This window comes from Marinobacter subterrani (assembly GCF_001045555.1).
Classification (GTDB): domain Bacteria; phylum Pseudomonadota; class Gammaproteobacteria; order Pseudomonadales; family Oleiphilaceae; genus Marinobacter; species Marinobacter subterrani.
The window spans coordinates 352,886-372,160 of record NZ_LFBU01000001.1 but is presented as its reverse complement, the minus strand read 5'-3'; the positions used below and the strand labels follow the sequence as shown (position 1 = coordinate 372,160).

Below are 19,275 nucleotides of genomic sequence, written 5' to 3'. Positions count from 1 at the left end.
TTAATTGATTTCATTGAATATCTCCGTTGGTTAAGCGTGTCGATCAAACACTACCCTGCGGCGGAACTGTCTCTCCGCGCAGTGCGTAGAAGTCGGTTACAAAGTCCGACAATGTACCTGCTTCAATGGCCCCACGCAATCCGGCCATCAGGTTCTGGTAGAACCGCAGGTTGTGAATTGTATTCAGCTGGGCTCCGAGCATTTCTCCACATTTATCCAGATGATGCAGATAACTTCTCGAAAAGTTCTGGCAAGTGTAACAGTCACAACGCTCATCCAGTGGCGCGGTGTCGTGCCGGTGCCGGGCATTACGGATCTTGACGATTCCGGTAGATGTGAAGAGGTACCCGTTTCGGGCATTCCGGGTGGGCATCACACAATCAAACATATCGATGCCACGCCGCACCGCTTCAACGATATCTTCCGGGCGGCCAACGCCCATGAGATACCTGGGCTTGTCCTCCGGCATTTTCGGCGGCAGATGATCAAGAATCCGGATCATGTCTTCCTTGGGCTCGCCAACGGAAAGACCTCCGATCGCGTAGCCGTCAAAGCCAATATCCGTGAGCCCGGCCAGAGACCTGTCCCGAAGACCCTCATACATACCGCCCTGCACTATGCCAAACAGTGCCGCTGGATTACCCTCATGGGCATCCTTGCTGCGCTTCGCCCAGCGCAGGGACAGCTCCATGGATTCCTGGGCCTGACGCTCGGTTGCCGGGTAGGGGGTACATTCATCAAAGATCATGACAATGTCCGACCCCAGGTCACGCTGGACCCGAATGGCGATCTCCGGGGAGAGCTCCACCGGCGAACCGTCAACCGGTGAGCGGAAAGTCACACCCTCTTCCGTGATTTTCCGCATCTCACCCAGGCTGAACACCTGAAAGCCACCGGAATCCGTCAGTATTGGCCCTTGCCACTGGGTGAAATCGTGCAGATCGCCATGAGCCTTGACCACCTCGGTACCCGGCCGGAGCATCAGGTGAAAGGTGTTGCCAAGGATGATTTCTGCCCCGATCTCGTGAATGTCCCGGGGCAACATTCCCTTAACAGTGCCATAGGTGCCAACCGGCATGAATGCGGGCGTCTCAACGGTGCCACGGGGAAAGGTCAGCCGGCCGCGACGGGCCTGGCCATCCTCGCCCAGCTTCTCGAACGACATGAAACAGGTCTGTGTCACAAAGCCTCCCCGGTCTCGTCTGTACCGGTTGAAGTGGATTCCAGGGCGGGCCCCAGCAACATGCCGCGGCTGGGCTCCTGGCCGGTAATGAACATGGCATCGCCATAACTGAAGAAACGATAACGCGCCTGCACCGCCTCCCGGTACGCGGCCATTACATTGTCATAGCCGGCAAATCCGCTGACCAGCATGATTAACGTGGATTCCGGCAAATGGAAATTGGTCACAAGGGCATCGACGGACTGAAAGCGATACCCCGGATAGATGAAAATCTCCGTCTCGCCGGTAAATGCCTGCAGGCGCCCGCCCCTGCTTGCCGATTCCAGCGATCGAACCGATGTCGTGCCAACCGCGACCACACGCCCGCCCCGGGCCCGAGTGCGCTCAACAGCATCAACTGCTTCCTGGGGAACATGGACGACTTCACTGTGCATGGCGTGATCTTCAATCTTGTCAACCCGCACAGGCTGGAAGGTGCCGGCTCCGACATGCAGCGTAACAAAGGTGCTTTCAATACCTCGGGCAGCCAGCTTATCCAACAGCGCTTCATCAAAATGCAGCCCGGCAGTAGGTGCCGCCACCGCGCCAGCTTCCCGCGCGTAGACCGTCTGGTAGCGCTCGCGATCGACAGATTCGTCCGGGCGGTCAACATAGGGCGGCAGGGGCATGTGGCCGATTCGTTCAAGCACATCCAGTATGGACTCTTCAGACTCACACACCAGATGAAACAGCGCATCATCCCGCCCGACCATACGCAGAGACGTGCCATCTTCAAGAATGACTGCCTGCCCTTCTTTCAGAGCCTTTGAAGCTCGAACGTGGGCAATGATTTCATGCTCTCCGGTAACCCGTTCCGCCAGCACCTCGACCTGACCGCCGGTTTCCTTTTTGCCGAACAGGCGCGCAGGAATGACCCGGGTGTTGTTGAACACCAGCAAATCGCCGGGCTGCAACAGGTTTGGGAGATCGCCGAAGACCCGGTGGTCGAGTCCACCCGAAAGACCATCCAGGCAAAGCAGACGGGAAGCGCTGCGTTCTTTCAGGGGATAGCGGGCGATCAGTTCGTCCGGCAGGTCAAAATGAAAATCGGAGACATTCATGGAATGGACAGTTAACGGTGCCGAATAAAGAGGATGGTAGCGGCGGGCGGACTCGAACCGCCACGGGTTTTACCCCAACGGATTTTGAATCCGTCGTGTCTACCAATTTCACCACGCCGCCATCGGAGAGTGTGGGGAATTATACTGAGCTTAATCGCGAAAGCAATAAGCCAGCGGCCAGATCGGCCCGCGATTTCCGATATTTACAACTGATCAAACAGAGACAATTGTGAAACCTGCGCGAACGACTGCTGGGCTGCCTGCAGCACAAAGCTCTGGAAGCTGAGATTGCTGACCGCCTCTGCATAATCCACGTCTTCCAGTTCAGACCGGATCTCCTTGGTATACAGTGCAGAGTCTTCCAGGAACGCTTCGGTGGACTCCACCGCATTCATCCGCCCGCCGAGCTCGGTCTGCTTGAGAATGATGCTTTCCTGGGCATTATCCAGGTTGATCAATGATTCGGCGATCAGCGCATCATAACTCGCCTGGCCTTCCGGGGTTGTTTTATCGATGCCTTCAAGCCCGGCAATCAGCTTGTCGATGGTGCCGAAAACCGACTGTCTGTCGTTGATGCCGAGGGTGAAGTTCCCGGCTGAGGCGCCCTGGCTTACGGTCATGCGAATACCGGCAACCTCGAATTCCTCTCCGGCCTGGACCGTCGCCGGGGAGGTCGTCAGCGTCTGTACTGGTGTTACGTTGCGGTTCTCGACGGTAACGGTGCCACCGGCGTCGACCACAACGGTCAGGTCGTCCGGTACAGCGCCAACAAAGGCATCCCGCAGAGCCTGTTCGTTGCCCAGTTCCAGGCCGGAAATATAGCCATCGGTGCCGGTAGTTGCCTTAACGGAAATGGCCGCAGGAACGTTGACGAAGATGCCCTTGCCATGGTCACTGATGGGAACGGTGACACCGTCATCGATTTCCAGAACCCGTTGCCCCTCGTCGCCGTTATAATTCCAGCTTCCGTCCGCCGCCTGGACGAACGCGGGCTGATCCCCCTGGAAGCCGCTGAATATATACTCACCGGAGGCATCCCGGGTGTTAGTGAGATCAGCCAACTGATCGACCCGCTGCTGCAGTTCCGCCGAGATCGACTGGCGGTCATTGGCTGACAGCGACCCATTCCCGGCCTGCACCGTCAGCTCCCGGATTCGCTGCAGGATATCGACCGAACCCGCCAACGCATTCTCCTCCTGTTGCAGGCGATTATCTGCAAGTGAGACATTGCGCTGGTAGGTCTCGATGCGCTTTACCTCCTGATCAAGCTTGAGAATGCGGGCAGCCGCCACCGGATCGTCCGATGGCCTGTTGACTTTCTTACCCGTGGAAATCTGCTCCTGGGTATTGTTCAGACTGGCGTTCAGCTCCTGCAAGCGGTTGATGCCGCCAGTAAACACCTGCTGTGATGAAATTCTGATCATGGGGCATTACCTCTCGCACAAGGCGACCTGTTAACGGAAGCTCTGCAGCAGTGTGTTGAACAGATCCTGGGCCACGGAAATCACCTGCGCAGACGCGTTGTAGGCCGCCTGGTACTGGATCAATCGGCCGGCTTCCTCGTCCAGATTTACCCCGGATACTGCTTGTCGCTGGTTTTCCGATTGCGAAAGCAACGTCTCGCTCGCATCCAGATCAAGCTGGCTCTGCCGGGTCTTAACACCAACATCCTCAACGATTCCGGCATAGCCCTCGGCAAAACTCTGGCTACCCCCGTTCATGGTGTTGGCGGTACCCAGTGCGGCCAGAAGCTCGGCATTCCGGTTATCAGAGACACCGCCGTTATTGAAGCTGACCGTAAATCGGTCGCCGGGTTCGGGCTGACCGGAAATCCGGAACTGGTAACCCTGATAGGCAGCACCATCTCCCGGCGATTCGCTGAACACCGTGTTGGTGACACCGTCAGTAAAAGGCTTGTTGGCGATCAGCGGCACACTTCCGGCAACCCCCGGTGGATTGTTGACATCAAACACACTGAAGGTAACGCCGCCCGCACCGTCGTCTTCAAAAACGATCTGCAAAGGGCCATTGGCGAGCGTCTGATTCTGGGTGAAGCCCGGCAACAGCGCATTGGTGACCGGATTCTTCACATTCAGCATGGTGCCCTGATCAATAATGCCGGTGCCCTTATTGGCATCCACCAGTACGTCGGGTGTTGCCGGATTGCCGTCGGTGTCCTGGAAGCTCCCGGTTAATGCCTTGATCGGGCTGGCCAGCGCAAGGTCCTCTTCCCGGCGGACTTCCAGGCCGATACTGGAGGCCGCATTGCGGGTAGGCTGGATCAGGAACTTGTCTCCGGGGCTGATGCTGCCACCCTCAAAACGGATGTTGAACCCGGGCATTGAGATTTCCGCCAGCGGCGTGGCCGGCAGGCGCCCCTGATTCACCACATCGCCGGTGGCCTCATCAATCAACTGGTAATTGCCATTGTCGGCAAACTGAAGTGTCCAGCTACCGCCTTCGAGCAGAGAGGCATCGGTAATCTCGACGGCCAGCCTGGTATCCTGGGGTGCCTGATTATTCTCATTGATGATCACCCGGCCACGCTGGGCCGCCTGGCTGTTGATATCCGTGAAAAACAGGCCGCCCAGATCCCCTTCCAGATCCATACCGATTTCATGCTGATGGTTAACGGTGGCCGACAGTGCCACCGCCACCCGGCCCAGATCATCAATTGCAGGGGTGAGGCCTTCCTGTTCAAATCGGCGCAAGCCGCCCAGCTTGCCGCCGGTAATCTGGCTGTCCACCGTCAGGGTCCGCCCGCCGGCCGTAAGCGTGAACTCCAGGCGCGCCGGATCCGCGGCGTTTTCGCGGGTGCCAAAGCGGGCCGCATTGCTGCCGACCACCAGGGCAAGCCCGTTATTGAGCGACACGTTAACCTGGCTGCCTTCCGTTTCGCTGATCTTGATGCTGACCAGTTCCGACAACTGACGGAGTTTCTCGTCCCGCTGGTCAATCAACTCGTTGGGCATCCTGCCCTGGGCCAGGCCCGGAGACTCCGAGATGGCAAGGTTGAGATCGGCAATACTGGCCAGCAACGCATTGGCATCGGCCGCACCCTGCTGCATCTGGGTTTTGACCGATTCACGCTGCTGAATCAGTTCCTCACTCAGGGCCCGGAACCGGCTGACGACCTGGTTGGCCTCGCTTAACACCAACTGCCGTTGCGGCAGCGATGTGGGATCTTCCGCCGCATTCTGCAGGCTTGCGAAGAAATTATTCAGCGAATTGCTCAGCCCGGTTGCTTCACCGCCAAGCAGGTTATCCAGCCGGCTAAGCTCGGAATTCAGGGCCGTCTGCTCACCATTGAGGGACGAATCCTCACGCACCTGCTGAACCAGGTACTCATTTGCCAAACGGCGTACGTCGGTAACCCGCACACCACTGCCGATAGTCCCCGCGCCTGTTCGCTGGCCTTCCTGGGTGTCGAATACAACTTCCTGGCGGCTGTAGCCCGGAGTATTGGCATTGGTAATGTTATTGCCGGTGGTGTTCAGTGCCGCCTGATGACTCAGGATACCGGTCAGGCCAACGCCTATCAGTCCTGCCATAACGTTTACTCCTTCATCCCGTCACTGCCCATGGACAGCGTCATCAGCGAGTCGCGGTTCATGATACTGCGGATCTTGGAGCCGTATTCCGGATCAGTTGCATAACCGGCTTCCTGCAGTCTGTCAGCAAACACGTCCGGCTGATCCGCAGCTGACAGAACCTTACGGTATCGTGGGTTGGATTCCAGGAAGGACACATAATCCCGGAAACTCGATTCATAGTCCGGATAGGCTCGAAAATCCGCCTGCTCTTTCATGGGCACCCCTTCACGGAATTCCGTTGTCGTGATGGTTACGGCATTGCCTTCCCATCGGCTGTCGGCCTTGATGCCAAACAGGTTGAAGCTGGGCTTACCGTCATCACCCTTGATCATGTGCCGGCCCCAGCCGGTTTCCAGGGCCGCCTGGGCAACCATCAGTTTCGGGTCAATGCCGGTATCCTGGCTGATCCGCTGGGCGACCGGCAGCAACGCTCTCACGAAATGTTCCGGCGATTCGAACTGCTCCGGCAATTCCGGTTCGCTTTGTACCGGAGCTCGTGCAGACTGCTCCGCCACCGATTTCACCTGCTTTACCCGCTCTGGCAACTGGGGCGAAAGGGCCGGTAAACTCCGGTCGTAATCGGCAAGGGTTACCTTGTGATCCGCGAGCTTACCGCCCTCGCTGTCCATACCGGGGATCTGTTTACTCAGCTGGCGGACCAGGGCCTCGGCGAGGCCAGCACCCTGTCCGCCGGCCATGGTCAAACTCATCTGATTGTCGAACATGTCCTGATAAAAATCGGACTGATTGCTCTTGAGATAATTTCCTTCGGAAAAGACATCGCCAGCCTTGCGCATGGACTTCAGCATCTCAGACAGGAACAGGCTCTCGAACTGGCGGGCAACTTCTTCCAACGCCGCCTTCTTGTCGGTACGGGCCTGCACTTTCAGAGCGTTCAGACCGTTCAGATCGGTGTAAACCCGCGACTGCTGAAGCGAATAGTCCTGCATCATTCCACCTAGATCACAATCAGCTCGGCACGCAGTGCCCCGGCCTGCTTAAGTGCCTCAAGCACTGCCATGACATCCCCCGGAGCGGCACCAACCTGGTTCACCGCCTGGACAATCTCGTTCAGGGTGACAGCCGGGCCAAACTTGAACATGCGGGCCGGCTCTTGCGTTACCGCAATCTGGGAATCCGGTTCAACGGCGGTCTGCCCCTCAGCAAATGGATTCGGCTGCTTTACCTCGGGGTTCTCCTGAATAGTCACTGTCAGGTTGCCGTGGGTGACGGCTGCCGGGCTGACCCGAACATTCTGCCCAACTACAATGGTGCCGGTTCGGCTGTTGATAACCACTTTTGCCGAGGCCTCGGCGGGATCGACTTCGATATTCTCGAGAATCGACAGAAAACTGACCCGCTGGGAGGGATCCCTGGGTGCACGAACGGAGATCGACGTTGCATCGTGGGCATAGGCCATATCGGGGCCCAGGGTTCCATTCACCGCCTCTACCACCCGGCGAGCGGTGGTGAAATCCGGGCGCAGAAGGTTAAAGGTTATGGTGTCTCCCTGGCTGAAGGGCGAGGTTATCTCACGCTCGATCGTGGCACCGTTGGCAATTCGTCCGACACTGGGAATGTTCACTGTAATTCGGGAGCCATCCTTACCCTGGGCGCCGAATCCACCCACCACAAGGCTGCCCTGCGCCATCGCATAGACCCTGGCGTCGGCTCCTTTCAGTGGCGTCATCAGCAACATCCCGCCGCGAAGGCTGTCGGCATTGCCGATAGAAGAAACGGTGACATCAATTTCCTGCCCGGCCTTGGCAAAGGGCGGAAGCGTGGCCGTTACGGTTACCGCGGCAACATTGGCGAGATTCGGATTAACGCCTTCAGGCAGAGTGACGCCGAACTGGCTCATCATGTTCCGGAAGGTCTGATTGGTGAACGGCGCCTTGTCTCCGGTTCCGTCCAGACCAACCACCAGCCCGTAACCCACCAGTTGGTTTTCCCGCACGCCTTTAATCCGTGCCAGATCCTTCAGGCGATCTGCCATCACCGGCGCGGCGAACAGGGTCAGCACCAGTACCCAGGCAGAGAACCGTCGAATGCTCATAGTGGCCACCATTCACTGTTGAAGAAGCGGGCCAGCCAGCCCATCTGGTTAGCCTGGTCAAAATCACCGGTGCCACCATATGCGAACCGGGCGTCCGCGATACGGGTAGAGGCCACGGTGTTGTCCGGCTGAATATCTTCCGGGCGCACCAACCCTGTCACACGGACATACTCGGCACCGTTGGTCAGCGACAGCCATTTCTCGCCGCGAATACGCAGAACACCATTAGGCAATACTTCCGTAACCGTAACGGTAATGCTGCCGGCAAGGCTGTTGCTCTGGTCAGCCTCGGCCTGCCCCTGGAAGTCGCGCTTCTGGCTGAGATCCGTGGCAATACCAATATTGCTGTGGCCAAGAATCGTTGGCTCGGGGAGCGAGATCTCGTTGTCCTTGGTGATGCTGGTTTCCGCGTTCTTGCTCGCCCGGGTGGATTCGCGAAGGGTTACCGTCAGCACGTCACCCACATTCAGCGCAGTCGTGTCGCCGTAAAAATTGAAATTCCGGGAAGGCTGGTAGATGGAGCCGGAGTCGACATCCCGCTGCATCATGGCCTGGGGCCGCACCGGCGCATAATCGGGATCGTCCGGAATTGCCCTGGGCCGGCTCATGGCAGTGCAGCCTTGCAGCACCATCAATACGACAACCATCACCAGAGCGCTGGCGCCCGGCATTGTCCGGCCGGAATCAGTCAGGTTCATGGCATCACCTCTGGCGATCTTAGCCAATGTTGTTGGTAATAAACTGCAACATCTGATCGGTGGCCGAGACCACCTTGGAATTCATTTCGTAGGCACGCTGGGTGGTAATCATGTTCACCAGCTCTTCTACCACTTCCACGTTGGACGCCTCCACAGCACCCTGCTCTATGCTGCCCAGCCCGGCCAGCCCGGCTTCACCCTGGGCAGGATCGCCGCTGGCATTTGTCGCCTTGAACAGGTTGTTACCAATGGCCTGCAAGCCCTGGGGATTTACGAAATCCGCCAGCGTAATCTGGCCAAGGTTAACCGGTGCTGCCTGATCATCGGTCACCGCGGTTACCGTTCCGTCTTTACCAATGGTGATGTTCGTTGCGTTCTCGGGGACATTAATGGCCGGCTCCAGTGGGTAGCCCTCAGGGTTCACAACGTCGCCGTCGGCATTCAGCTGGAACTGGCCGTCCCGGGTATAGGCAATCTGGCCATCGGGCAGTTGAACCTGGAAGAATCCGCGGCCGTTGACCGCCATATCCAGTGGTTGTTCAGTAATCTGAAGATTGCCCTGGGTGAACTGTTTGGCAGTACCCACCACCCGGACACCGGTGCCCAACTGGAGACCGGAAGGCAGCTCCGAATTCTGGGTGGAAAGGCCGCCGGGTTGCCGTTTGACCTGGTAGAGAAGGTCCTGGAATACCGCGCGGTCCCGCTTGAAACCGGTGGTATTAACGTTGGCCAGGTTGTTGGAAATGGTGGACATGTTGGTGTCCATCGCGCTCAACCCGGTTTTGCTGACCCAAAGTGCTGGATGCATGGTGCTTACTCCTTGCCGGTGGCCATCAGGCGGCCATTTTTTGCCGCTTCAGGCCCGCCAGGCCATTGTGTTCAGTGGTTACTTAAAGGTTCTGCAACAGTCGTGCCGCTGCTTCGGAATTCTCGTTGGCTGTCGTCATCACCTTCACCTGCATTTCGTATTGCCGGGAAAGCTGCAGGTTGGAGATCATCTCTTCCACCGCGTTCACGTTAGAGCTCTCCAGAAAGCCGGAGGCCACCCGCTGATTGGCATCCGGGGGCTCGGGGCCATCAAGTGCCTGGTCCGGTTTGCGCCGCATGTTGCCATCAGGGCCTTTTTCCAGCGCATCCGCCGGCGGATTCACCAGTTTCAGGCGATCCACTTCCACCAACTGATCCGGCGGACCGCCAACCGGAATAATCGAAATGGTGCCGTCGGCACCGATCTCGACATTCTCGAAGGGCGGCAACGCGACCGGCCCGCCGTTACCCAGCACCAGGTCGCCGCCGGCCAGACGAACAAGGCCGTTCACATCCACCTGCAAGCTGCCGCTGCGGGTAAACACTTCTTCGCCCTGCTCGTTCTGAATCGCCAGCCAGCCTTCGCCTTCGACTGCGACATCCAGCTTCCGTCCGGTTTCCATCAGTGCCCCGGCCGAGAGATCGGTACCGGGCCTCTCGGTCATGGCGTAGGCGCGCGTGGGGTGATGGCCACCGAACACAGGCATGCTGCGGGCCTGGGCGAAGTCTCTTTTGAAGCCGGTGGTGCTGACGTTAGCCAGGTTATTGGCATGGGCCTGCTGGGCCAGCATGAGCTGCTTGGCGCCAGACATACCAATGTAGAGGGCTTTGTCCATGGGAAAACTCCTGCCGGAATTTTGACTGTTTCCAGTCTTCCTGCAGGAGTCATGCCATATTCGTTAGATTGCGGAATTAGCGGAGATTGATGATGGTCTGGGTAACCGCATCGGCCGTTTCGATGGTTTTGGCGTTGGCCTGATAGTTACGCTGGGCAATGATCAGGTTGACCAGTTCTGCCGACAGGTCCACATTGGATTCCTCCAGTGAACTTGCCTTGATGGCGCCCAGAGTACCAGTATCTGGCGCCCCGATGATGGGCTGGCCGGATTCGAACGTTTCCACCCAAGAGGTGTCGCCCACCGGTGAGAGGCCGTTGGTGTTGTTGAACGCAGCCAGCGCTACCTGACCGAGAGACTTGGACTGGCCATTGGTGTATCGCGCAAAGAGAACCCCCTGGTCAGAGACATCCAGCCCGGAAAGGCGCCCGGTGGTGTAGCCGTTCTGCTGCTGGTCGTTTACGCCAAAGGCAGCGCCATATTGCGTGGTGCCCGCCAGATCAATAACGAAGGCGGAAGACGTGGGCGGCTCAGGAATCGGGCTGACCACGGTTGTAGGATCCGCAGGAGGGCCGTCAGAGCCATTCGGATCGCCGTTGGCGTCCTTGGGGATCCAGTCGGCAACAATGATCTCACCATTGGCATCGCCGTTAATGGATTCCAGCGAACCGTCCTGATTGAAAACTGCGGTGTAGGGCTGTTGATCAGTGTTGGCAACCATTTCACCGTCGATCTGTACATAAACCGACCACTGGCTCTGACCCACACCATTACCCGGCGAGGGGTCTTTTACGAAAAACTGCGTAAGCTCGTGGGAGTTGCCCAGGCTGTCATAAATGGTGGTGGAGGTCGCATGGTTGTAGGTGCGCTGATCGATCGGGTTGAAGGCATTGGTAATGATTGGGCTGCCCAGTCCGCTGTCATACTGCCCCGCAAGAAAAGTGCTGCCGGTAACATCCTGAACGGAACTGTCTGCCCTCAGGCTGACGATGGTGCCAAGCTGGGCAGGAGGATCATCAGTGACTGCATTGCTCGAAAAGCTAACATCCACCGTCTGGCCGCGGCTGTCACGAATCACAAGATCGGTGCCCACCTCCTTAGCACTGACGGTATCAAGCACATCGGGGCTTGGAAAGTTAGCGCTGTTAATAGCATCTACCAGATCTTGCAGGTTTGAAATGCCGCTGTTGAAAACCACCGGCGAAGATCCATTCAATGCAATGCTAAAGTTAAAATTACCGCTGCTTATTGCCGTGCTGAGATCTGTGCTGTTTAGTGTTAATTTGGTTGTGGCTGACGCTGACAAACCGTCAATATTATTTAATTCGTCAGCAACGGTGTTAGCGCCAACACCAGTGATAAGCGTACCCGAAGCATCCTCAAGGGAGGAAAGGGTAACCGGGGTGCTAGTAGTTCCATCCTGATAGGTCACGCTTACTGAGTTTCCATCAAAATTCCTGGGGTCGAGATAATCGCCCAGACTTATCACCCGGTTTTCCAGCACCGGTTCCCGCGAATCCAGGTTCAGATCCGATTGCAGGTTCGTGGTTCTGCGCGGCGCCAGGTTGTCGGTTGCGATCTGAAGGTCACCACGAATACCGGACAGGTTGCCGTCCTCGTCCGCGGTATAGCCCTGGACCCGCATGTTCTGGTTATTGGTGACGTAGCCTTCCTTGTCGATTCCGAACTGCCCTGCCCGGGAGTACCGGATCTCGCCGCCGTTGTTGAGAATAAAGAAGCCGTCACCGCTGATGGCCATATCCAGACCATTGTCGGTAAAGCTGATATTGCCCTGGCCGAAGGACTGCTTTACATCCTGAACCCGCACACCATCTCCGATCGGATTGGTGCCCGCACTCAGAAAGCCGCTGGCGTAGAGATCGCCAAATTGCGCCTTGCTGCCCTTGAAGCCAACGGTGCTGGCATTGGCAATGTTGTTACCGGTGACGTCCAGATCCACCGAAGCCGCCCGAAGGCCACTCAAACCTGTATTAAATGCCATGGTTTACCCCCTGGTGTTTCACCGGTATCAGTTAATTTGTTTCACATCAGACAGGGCGATGGAGCCCATACCTGCAAGATTCAGAGTGATCGAGCCACCCTGGCCCAGGGAGACACTGTCAACATTGGCACTCACCATGGTCGACAACTGCTGCGGGCCATCGGGGTAGGATGCTTCCGCCACAATGCGGTAGGGCCCCGGCGGCAAGGGATTGCCGTTGCCGTCCTTGCCATCCCAACTGAATGAGGTCACTCCGGCCTGGCTGCTACCCATATCAATCTGGCGCACCAGCTCGCCGTTCTGGCCCTGAACCGACAGCCGCAGCCCACCCGTCGAGGCAGGAACCTGGATGGTACCGCTCACCTGGCCTTCAGCACCCAGAATGCCGATCTGGGAGGGCGCAAGAACCGTTTTACCCACCATGGCTGAGGCCTGCAGCGCCTGGGTTGAGCGGAACTGCCCTGCCACGTCTTCCACCGTGCCGGACAGATTCTGAATTTCCTCCAGGGAACTGAACTGCGCCAGCTGAGATATAAACTCTCCGTTGTCCTGGGGTTCCAGCGGGTTCTGGTTCTTCAGTTGGGCCAGCATCAGCTCCATGAATTCGCCGCGGCCCAGCTCGCTGGAACCCTTGCCGGCGTCCTGACTCTTCAGCTGATACTGGCTCAGAACATCCGACGCACCTGTTGTGTTTACTGCAGTCATGTTGTGCTCCTCACCCTGTTACTGCTGACCAAGTGTCAGAACGCGCTGCATCATGGACTTGGCTGTGTTCATGACATCGACATTCATCTGGAAGCTTCTGGACGACGACATCATGTCCGCCATCTCTTCCACCACGTTTACATTGGGGTAGTAGACATACCCCTCCTCATTGGCTGCCGGATGATTCGGCTCGTAACGCATCTGCAGTTCCGCCTGGCTCTCAACGATGCCTTCAACCCTGACACCGGCGCCCTGCTCCTGCTCACCTCCCATCGTGAAGCCACTCTGGCCCGGGTTCAGCAAAGACTGCTGAATGGCAGCAAACACCGGCTTTCGGGCCCTGTAGGTTGTCTCGGTACTGGAACTGGCCGTCTCGGCATTGGCAATGTTGGATGCCGTGGTATTCAGCCGCAGTGATTGCGCCGTCATGCCGGAGCCGGCGATATCAAAAATGTTGCCAAGTGACATGAAAATTCTCCCTCGCTAATCCTGTGACTGCGGCTTATTCGCCTTTGATGGCTTTGGTCAGGCCGCTGAACTTACTGCTCAGAAACTGGAAACTGGCCTGGAAGTCCATGGCGTTGCGCATAAAGCGCGCCTGCTCCTCCTGGGTATTCACTGTGTTCCCGTCTACCGAGGGCTGATGCGGCACCCGGTACAGCAGGTCACCCGCTTCGCCCGACGGAGAGATACCCATATGGGCCTCATCGGTTTTTTCCATCTGGAAGCCGCTGACAGACTCATGGGCCCGCTGCATCATCGCCTGGAAATCCACGTCCCGGGCCTTGAAACCCGGGGTATCGGCGTTTGCGAGGTTATTCGCCAGAACCTCGGCACGCTTCACCCGTGCTTCCACCGCGTACTGGTGAATACCCAGTGCATTATCGAAACTGATTGCCATGTTGCCTCCCGGAAACTGCACCTGGCACCGACCTGTTTTTGCCGGCTGTGCGCTTTGAGAGAGTTAAAGCAAGGTGAATGCCAGATTTGGAAAGGCGCTATAAATACTGCCCGCAGGCAGCATTGGCGGGCTTGGCAGGGCTAAGCTGGAAAACTGGAAATGTATGTCGGAAAAAAAACTCATGAAAGCGGCAAACCGTTTCCCCCGGCCGACGCCGGGGGAGCCATACAGTTGCTCGTTACGGCCAGTGCCGAACGAACTCCTCGACCCCGGGACGGGGAACCGGAGGTTTGGCCGACGAAACACTCCCGGTATAGAGAAAGCCCACAATCTGCTCGTTCTCACTCAGCCCCAGCCCCTCGTGCACGCCTGGGTGGTAGGCCACTGAGCCGGTTCGCCACATAACGCCATAACCGGCATCCTGAAGTGCCAGTTCAAGAAAACCCATGCCCGCGGCCGCCGACATGACCTGCTCCACCTCCGGAACTTTCGGGTGGGGGCGCGGCGAAGCGATGCCCACAATAACCATGGGCGCGCGCAAAGGGGCTGTCCGGAGTTTTTCGGTTTGCCGTTCGTCAGTGTCGTCAGCGCAGGCAGAAGCAAACAGCCCTCCAAGTGCCTCCAGCCCGTCACCCTCCACGACCAGATAGCGCCAGGGCCTTAACAGGCCATGGTCCGGGGCCCGGGCGGCACAGGCAAAGGCCCGGTCGAGGGTTTCCCTGTCTGGCGCCGGAGCCTCCAGCCTGGGCTCTGAGGATCGGTTGAGCAGGAAATCGGTGACTGCGGTCATATCGCCTCGCTTTCTGGTGACTGTATTAAAAAGTGCGCAGCAACAATTGCCGGCTGTGAATTGTGGGTTGTACGTAATGCTGTTAACCTTTGGTCGTAGTCGGCTTGACCAACAACTATAAATGCCGCAGGCGTGAGAAAGTGAGAAGCAACACAATGAGCAATCAGCGAGCCTTCAACAATTTCACTGAATTCTATCCGTATTATCTTGAAGAACACAGCGATGCCACCTGCCGTCGCCTGCATTTTTTGGGCAGCCTTCTCGTTCTTCTGGTTGCCGTCTGGGCCCTGACATCGGGTAACCCGGTCTGGCTGTTGTCCCTGCCTGTCATCGGCTACGGGTTTGCCTGGGTCGGCCATTTCAGGTTTGAGAAAAACCGCCCGGCAACTTTCCAATACCCACTGTACAGCCTGATGGGAGACTGGGTCATGTTCCGGGACATGCTCATTGGCAGGATCCGTTTCTGAGATGATGAGCGTACCCGCCGATCTGCGCAATGCCAGCAATTCCGCCGGCAAGTCGATGGTTGCTGAGATCCCCGGCAATCCCATTGCGATACCTCCGATGCCGGATTACAGCGGCCGGATCCTGGCATACACCTCCACGGCCGCCATTATTGTTACCGGCGTGCTTCAAGAGGCCTTTCCTCACCCGCTGCTATGGCTGGTGGCCGGCGCCCTGTCCTGGCCCCACATCGCCCATGCGCTGACCCGCAAGACCTTCCTCAGGACCTCCACCCGGATTCGGCAGAAAATGCTTATTGTCGACTGCGTGATCGGCGGCGGCTTCATCGGCTGCATTGGCCTGGTGGTAATCCCCTCCCTGGCGGTGGCCCTGATGCTGATGTTCAGTTGCCTGATTGTCGGCGGCATTCGGCAGTGGCTGCTCGGCACCGGTTTCATGATTGGAGCGATTGCCATAGCCGTGGCCATACTTGGTCCGGCAGACGGCCCGCATGCACCCCTGCTCACCATGATTGTTTCGGTGCTTTCCACCGGCCTGTATATCTGTGTTACCGCCTACTATTCACACCAGCAGGCCCGGGCACTGATGCTGGCCAAGACCCAGATCCAGAACCAGCGAGAGCAATCCATCGCTCTCTCCCACAAACTGTCCAAGTACCTTTCGCCCCAGGTATGGCAGTCCATATTTACCGGCGAGCGGGACGTGCGCCTGGAAACACAGCGCAAGAAACTGGCGGTGTTCTTCTCCGACATCAAGGGGTTCACTGAACTCTCCGAAGAAATGGAACCGGAGGCTCTGACCGAATTATTGAATCACTACTTCAATGAAATGTCGGAAGTGGCTCTCAAGTACGGCGGCACCATCGATAAGTTCGTGGGTGATTCCATCATGGTGTTTTTCGGCGATCCCACCAGCCGTGGACAACGGGAAGACGCCCTGGCCTGCGTTTCCATGGCCATCGACATGCGCAAGCATATGAAGATCATGCGCCAGAAATGGCGGAGCCAGGGCATCAAGACCCCACTGGAAATCCGTATGGGCATCAGCACCGGCTACACAACAGTGGGCAATTTCGGAGCTGAGAACCGCATGGACTACACCATTATCGGCAAGGAAGTGAATCTGGCCAGCCGCCTTGAATCGCTGGCGGAGCCCGGTGAGATTCTGGTGTCCTACGAGACCTTCTCCCTGATCAAAGACAAGATCATGTGCCGGGACAAGGGCGAGATCACCGTAAAAGGGTTCGGCAAGCCGGTGCCGATATACGAGGTGGTGGATTTCCGGCGGGACATGGGGCCGAACCGCAGTTTCATGGAGCATGAACACAGTGGCTTTGCCATGTACCTCGATTCGGACAAGATCACCGAGAAGGAGCGCCAGTCCATCCTCACTGCCCTGGAAGATGCCGCCGACCGCCTTCGTCGGGAAGAAGACGTTTCCTGAGACGCAATTTCACGCCTCACACCTCTCCCCGCCTACTGACGAACCAGCCTGGGGCCGGCATCCTGGCCGGTTTCCGTGCTTCGCCAGGGGTTGATGTCCAGCCCGCCCCGGCGGGTATAGCGGGCACACACCGTCAGCGATTCCGGCATGCAGCGGTTCATCAGATCGGTGAACACGGTTTCCACACAGTGTTCATGGAAGTCCTGTTTCTGGCGGAAGCTCACCACATACCGCAGCAATCCGGCCCGATCCATCTTCGGCCCGGTATAACTGATCAACAACGTCGCCCAGTCCGGCTGGCCGGTCACCGGGCAATTGCTTTTCAGCAGGTGCGAGCAAAGGTGCTCGGTGACGTCCTCGCCGCCTGAGCTGAGAGACTCCGGCGCATAGTCATAAACCACGTCGCTGACTGGCTCATCATCGATCAATGTGAATCCACCGGGGCGACCGATGGCGTCGCCCGATTCATCGACACTCATCATTTTGACCTGAACCGCCGCACCGCAGGCACTTGAAAGGTCCTGAGTGATCACCTCCGCCACCTGCTCCGCGCTGGAGTACACGGTCTGATTCAGGGAGTTGAGGTAAAGCTTCAGTGACTTCGACTCGATGATCGACGGCGATGCAGCTGGAAAGACGAACTCTGCCCAGGCGACTTCCGGGATTCCACCCGGCCGCAGCCAGGAAATTTCCCAGGCCTGCCACAGGTCCGCCCCGAACCACGGCCAGCGACCATCGTTCAGACCCAGCCGGCGACGGTTTTCCCCTCTTGCCACCGGGAACAGCAGATCCGGATCATAGCGGTCCGGGTAATCACTCGTTTTGCCGAGTGGTGCATCAAGAAGTGCCATAGGTGTTCCTGAAATCAGTGGCGAATGCCTTTGCCCCGGTCCAGCAGCTTCAAAGCGACGACTGCCAGCACGGTGATGAAAAACAGAATCATGCCCAGTGAAATGAACGGATTGACGTCCGACACCCCCAGAATGCCATAGCGGAAGCCGTTTACCATATACAGAATGGGGTTGATCATGGAAACGCCCTGCCAGAAATCCGGCAACAGGTCGATACTGTAGAACACGCCCCCGAGGTAGGTCAGCGGCGTCAGCACAAATGTCGGCACGATAGAAATGTCATCAAACTTGGTGGCGAGCATGGCGTTGATGAATCCGCCCAGCGCGAACAGGGCGGAGGTCAGGAACACGGTCAGCACCATCATCGGAAGGTTATGGATAGTGAGATCCGTAAATGCCATGGACACCAGGGTGACAATAAGGCCGATCCCCAGCCCCCGGGCCATGCCTCCAACCACATAACCCCCCAGGATGACCCAGTTCGGTACCGGAGACACCAGCAGCTCCTCGATACTGCGCTGGAATTTCATTGAAAAGAACGACGACACCACGTTGGCATAGGAACTCGTGATGACCGCCATCATGATCAGCCCGGGCACGATAAACGACATATAATCAAAGCCGCCCATCTGACCAATACGGGAGCCGATCAGGTTGCCGAAAATGATGAAATAGAGTGTCATGGTGACAGCCGGCGGCAACAGTGTCTGGGGCCAGATCCGGGTAAAGCGGCGAATCTCCCGGACCACTATGGTTTGGAACGCGGTGAGCAGTGCCTGTGACTTCATGCCGCACCCTCCACCGTCTTGACCGCCTTGGCAGCGTCGACCGCATTATCCTCTACCATCCGGATAAACAGCTCCTCCAGCCGGTTTGCCTTGGTCCTCATGCTGACCACCTTGATGCCCAACTGATCCAGTTGCACAAACACCTGGTTCAGGCCCTGGCCTTTCTGGACCTCAACCTCCAGCGCCCCTTCCCCGTCCAGGCGGGTATGGAATTCGGCCAATTCCGGTGGTTCTGCCAGCGGCTGCTCGGTATCCAGTACAAAGGTTTCCAGGCTAAGTTGCTGCAGCAGCGCCTTTTTACTGGTGTTTTTGAGGATCTTGCCGTGGTCGATGATGGCAATGTTACGGCAAAGCGCTTCCGCCTCCTCAAGGTAATGGGTGGTCAGAATGATCGTTGTGCCCTGGCGGTTCATTTCCTCGAGAAACGTCCACATTGACCGGCGAAGCTCGATATCGACGCCGGCGGTGGGCTCATCCAGGATCAGCAGCTTTGGTTCGTGGACCAGGGCACGGGCAATCATCAATCGCCGCTTCATGCCCCCGGACAGCATCCGGGCAGGCGTATTACGTTTATCCCAGAGACCAAGCTTTTTCAGGTACTTTTCGGCAGACACCGACGCCTGCTTCAACGGAATTCCGTAGTAGCCGGCCTGGGTGGTAACAATATCGAACACCTTCTCGAACTGGTTGAAATTGAACTCCTGGGGCACGACGCCAAGATTCAGCTTGGCATCGGACAGATGGGTATCGATATCATAGCCAAACACCCGAACCTTGCCGGCGGTCTTGTTCACCAGGGAGCAAACAATGCCAAGGGTGGTTGATTTGCCGGCCCCGTTGGGCCCGAGCAAGGCAAAGAAATCTCCCTCGGCAACATTGAGGTTGATCCCCTTGAGCGCCTCGAAGCCGTCCCCGTATTTTTTACTGAGGCTCTCAATTTCCAGTGCGTTGGTCATAAACGATCCTGGTCCAGTAATGAACGGCGGGAAACAGCCGGGGCCGCCCGCCACAATTTAGATTGCTATTTATTGTGACAAAGCCACTGATTTCAAGCCCA

General features: G+C 57.5%; 19 protein-coding genes and 1 tRNA gene. 2 read left to right on the top strand and 18 right to left on the bottom strand.

All coding sequences use genetic code 11. The annotated features are described in order from the left end of the window. Window positions 1-43: 43 nt before the first annotated feature. The 15 genes from tgt to msub_RS01745 all read right to left on the bottom strand — a co-directional run bounded on the left by tgt (window position 44) and on the right by msub_RS01745 (window position 14,671). Complete coding sequence (gene tgt / locus msub_RS01815) at window positions 44-1,165, bottom strand: tRNA guanosine(34) transglycosylase Tgt (RefSeq protein WP_048496920.1); 1,122 nt, start codon at window positions 1,163-1,165, stop codon at window positions 44-46. Between the two features lie 14 nt (window positions 1,166-1,179). Continuing rightward, entirely contained in the window at window positions 1,180-2,283 is a 1,104-nt protein-coding gene (gene queA, locus msub_RS01810) for a tRNA preQ1(34) S-adenosylmethionine ribosyltransferase-isomerase QueA (RefSeq protein WP_048494440.1), read from the bottom strand. A 34-nt stretch (window positions 2,284-2,317) separates the two neighbouring features. Next, window positions 2,318-2,404: transfer RNA gene (locus tag msub_RS01805), tRNA-Leu, on the bottom strand. Between the two features lie 82 nt (window positions 2,405-2,486). Beyond that, window positions 2,487-3,707 (bottom strand): flagellar hook-associated protein FlgL, encoded by a 1,221-nt coding sequence (gene flgL / locus msub_RS01800; RefSeq protein ID WP_048494439.1) that lies wholly within the window; start codon window positions 3,705-3,707, stop codon window positions 2,487-2,489. Window positions 3,708-3,737: 30 nt separating this feature from the next. Then, window positions 3,738-5,834, bottom strand: a complete 2,097-nt coding sequence (gene flgK / locus msub_RS01795) for a flagellar hook-associated protein FlgK (RefSeq protein WP_048494438.1) — start codon at window positions 5,832-5,834, stop codon at window positions 3,738-3,740. A gap of 5 nt (window positions 5,835-5,839) precedes the next feature. After that, complete coding sequence (gene flgJ, locus msub_RS01790; RefSeq protein WP_048496919.1) at window positions 5,840-6,826, bottom strand: flagellar assembly peptidoglycan hydrolase FlgJ; 987 nt, start codon at window positions 6,824-6,826, stop codon at window positions 5,840-5,842. A gap of 8 nt (window positions 6,827-6,834) precedes the next feature. Then, complete coding sequence (locus tag msub_RS01785; protein WP_048494437.1) at window positions 6,835-7,932, bottom strand: flagellar basal body P-ring protein FlgI; 1,098 nt, start codon at window positions 7,930-7,932, stop codon at window positions 6,835-6,837. After that, window positions 7,929-8,630 carry a flagellar basal body L-ring protein FlgH gene (gene flgH / locus msub_RS01780; protein ID WP_048494436.1) on the bottom strand — a complete coding sequence of 234 codons (702 nt, stop codon included), beginning with the start codon at window positions 8,628-8,630 and terminating at the stop codon, window positions 7,929-7,931. Before flgH ends, msub_RS01785 begins: the two co-directional genes overlap by 4 nt. Before the next feature lie 19 nt (window positions 8,631-8,649). Continuing rightward, window positions 8,650-9,438: a flagellar basal-body rod protein FlgG gene (gene flgG / locus msub_RS01775; RefSeq protein WP_048494435.1), complete on the bottom strand. Its 789-nt coding sequence runs from the start codon at window positions 9,436-9,438 to the stop codon at window positions 8,650-8,652. A gap of 82 nt (window positions 9,439-9,520) precedes the next feature. Next, window positions 9,521-10,273 (bottom strand): flagellar basal body rod protein FlgF, encoded by a 753-nt coding sequence (locus msub_RS01770; RefSeq protein WP_048494434.1) that lies wholly within the window; start codon window positions 10,271-10,273, stop codon window positions 9,521-9,523. Window positions 10,274-10,349: 76 nt separating this feature from the next. Next, complete coding sequence (locus msub_RS01765) at window positions 10,350-12,275, bottom strand: flagellar hook protein FlgE (RefSeq protein ID WP_048494433.1); 1,926 nt, start codon at window positions 12,273-12,275, stop codon at window positions 10,350-10,352. Between the two features lie 27 nt (window positions 12,276-12,302). Beyond that, entirely contained in the window at window positions 12,303-12,980 is a 678-nt protein-coding gene (locus tag msub_RS01760; protein ID WP_048494432.1) for a flagellar hook assembly protein FlgD, read from the bottom strand. Window positions 12,981-12,998: 18 nt separating this feature from the next. Next, window positions 12,999-13,448, bottom strand: a complete 450-nt coding sequence (flgC, locus tag msub_RS01755; RefSeq protein ID WP_048494431.1) for a flagellar basal body rod protein FlgC — start codon at window positions 13,446-13,448, stop codon at window positions 12,999-13,001. Window positions 13,449-13,482: 34 nt separating this feature from the next. Further along, on the bottom strand, window positions 13,483-13,881 hold the full coding sequence (gene flgB, locus msub_RS01750; protein WP_048494430.1) for a flagellar basal body rod protein FlgB: 399 nt from the start codon (window positions 13,879-13,881) through the stop codon (window positions 13,483-13,485). Between the two features lie 238 nt (window positions 13,882-14,119). Continuing rightward, entirely contained in the window at window positions 14,120-14,671 is a 552-nt protein-coding gene (locus msub_RS01745; protein ID WP_048494429.1) for a nitroreductase family protein, read from the bottom strand. 155 nt (window positions 14,672-14,826) lie between these two features. On the opposite strand from msub_RS01745, the gene msub_RS01740 reads away from it, so the two are divergent. Beyond that, window positions 14,827-15,138 (top strand): DUF962 domain-containing protein, encoded by a 312-nt coding sequence (locus tag msub_RS01740; RefSeq protein ID WP_048494428.1) that lies wholly within the window; start codon window positions 14,827-14,829, stop codon window positions 15,136-15,138. A 1-nt stretch (window position 15,139) separates the two neighbouring features. Continuing rightward, window positions 15,140-16,579 (top strand): adenylate/guanylate cyclase domain-containing protein, encoded by a 1,440-nt coding sequence (locus msub_RS01735; RefSeq protein WP_048494427.1) that lies wholly within the window; start codon window positions 15,140-15,142, stop codon window positions 16,577-16,579. Window positions 16,580-16,611: 32 nt separating this feature from the next. Here the strand turns inward: msub_RS01735 and queF are convergent, their stop codons facing one another. Genes queF through msub_RS01720 form a run of 3 tightly spaced genes read right to left on the bottom strand, consistent with a single transcriptional unit; the run spans window position 16,612 to window position 19,174 of the window. Beyond that, the gene (gene queF / locus msub_RS01730) at window positions 16,612-17,430 is read right to left on the bottom strand and encodes an NADPH-dependent 7-cyano-7-deazaguanine reductase QueF (protein WP_048494426.1); all 819 of its coding nucleotides are present in this window, start codon (window positions 17,428-17,430) and stop codon (window positions 16,612-16,614) included. Window positions 17,431-17,444: 14 nt separating this feature from the next. Then, entirely contained in the window at window positions 17,445-18,218 is a 774-nt protein-coding gene (locus tag msub_RS01725; RefSeq protein ID WP_048494425.1) for an ABC transporter permease, read from the bottom strand. After that, a complete protein-coding gene (locus msub_RS01720) occupies window positions 18,215-19,174 on the bottom strand; it encodes an ABC transporter ATP-binding protein (protein WP_048494424.1) in 960 nt (319 codons plus the stop codon). Before msub_RS01720 ends, msub_RS01725 begins: the two co-directional genes overlap by 4 nt. Window positions 19,175-19,275: the final 101 nt, after the last annotated feature.

Bases quoted from the DNA above. Each gene is read 5' to 3' on its own strand.
- tgt (WP_048496920.1), bottom strand. From the start codon at position 1,165: ATGTCGTTCGAGAAGCTGGGCGAGGATGGCCAGGCCCGTCGCGGCCGG.
- queA (WP_048494440.1), bottom strand. From the start codon at position 2,283: ATGAATGTCTCCGATTTTCATTTTGACCTGCCGGACGAACTGATCGCC.
- flgL (WP_048494439.1), bottom strand. From the start codon at position 3,707: ATGATCAGAATTTCATCACAGCAGGTGTTTACTGGCGGCATCAACCGC.
- flgK (WP_048494438.1), bottom strand. From the start codon at position 5,834: ATGGCAGGACTGATAGGCGTTGGCCTGACCGGTATCCTGAGTCATCAG.
- flgJ (WP_048496919.1), bottom strand. From the start codon at position 6,826: ATGCAGGACTATTCGCTTCAGCAGTCGCGGGTTTACACCGATCTGAAC.
- msub_RS01785 (WP_048494437.1), bottom strand. From the start codon at position 7,932: ATGAGCATTCGACGGTTCTCTGCCTGGGTACTGGTGCTGACCCTGTTC.
- flgH (WP_048494436.1), bottom strand. From the start codon at position 8,630: ATGAACCTGACTGATTCCGGCCGGACAATGCCGGGCGCCAGCGCTCTG.
- flgG (WP_048494435.1), bottom strand. From the start codon at position 9,438: ATGCATCCAGCACTTTGGGTCAGCAAAACCGGGTTGAGCGCGATGGAC.
- msub_RS01770 (WP_048494434.1), bottom strand. From the start codon at position 10,273: ATGGACAAAGCCCTCTACATTGGTATGTCTGGCGCCAAGCAGCTCATG.
- msub_RS01765 (WP_048494433.1), bottom strand. From the start codon at position 12,275: ATGGCATTTAATACAGGTTTGAGTGGCCTTCGGGCGGCTTCGGTGGAT.
- msub_RS01760 (WP_048494432.1), bottom strand. From the start codon at position 12,980: ATGACTGCAGTAAACACAACAGGTGCGTCGGATGTTCTGAGCCAGTAT.
- flgC (WP_048494431.1), bottom strand. From the start codon at position 13,448: ATGTCACTTGGCAACATTTTTGATATCGCCGGCTCCGGCATGACGGCG.
- flgB (WP_048494430.1), bottom strand. From the start codon at position 13,881: ATGGCAATCAGTTTCGATAATGCACTGGGTATTCACCAGTACGCGGTG.
- msub_RS01745 (WP_048494429.1), bottom strand. From the start codon at position 14,671: ATGACCGCAGTCACCGATTTCCTGCTCAACCGATCCTCAGAGCCCAGG.
- msub_RS01740 (WP_048494428.1), top strand. From the start codon at position 14,827: ATGAGCAATCAGCGAGCCTTCAACAATTTCACTGAATTCTATCCGTAT.
- msub_RS01735 (WP_048494427.1), top strand. From the start codon at position 15,140: ATGATGAGCGTACCCGCCGATCTGCGCAATGCCAGCAATTCCGCCGGC.
- queF (WP_048494426.1), bottom strand. From the start codon at position 17,430: ATGGCACTTCTTGATGCACCACTCGGCAAAACGAGTGATTACCCGGAC.
- msub_RS01725 (WP_048494425.1), bottom strand. From the start codon at position 18,218: ATGAAGTCACAGGCACTGCTCACCGCGTTCCAAACCATAGTGGTCCGG.
- msub_RS01720 (WP_048494424.1), bottom strand. From the start codon at position 19,174: ATGACCAACGCACTGGAAATTGAGAGCCTCAGTAAAAAATACGGGGAC.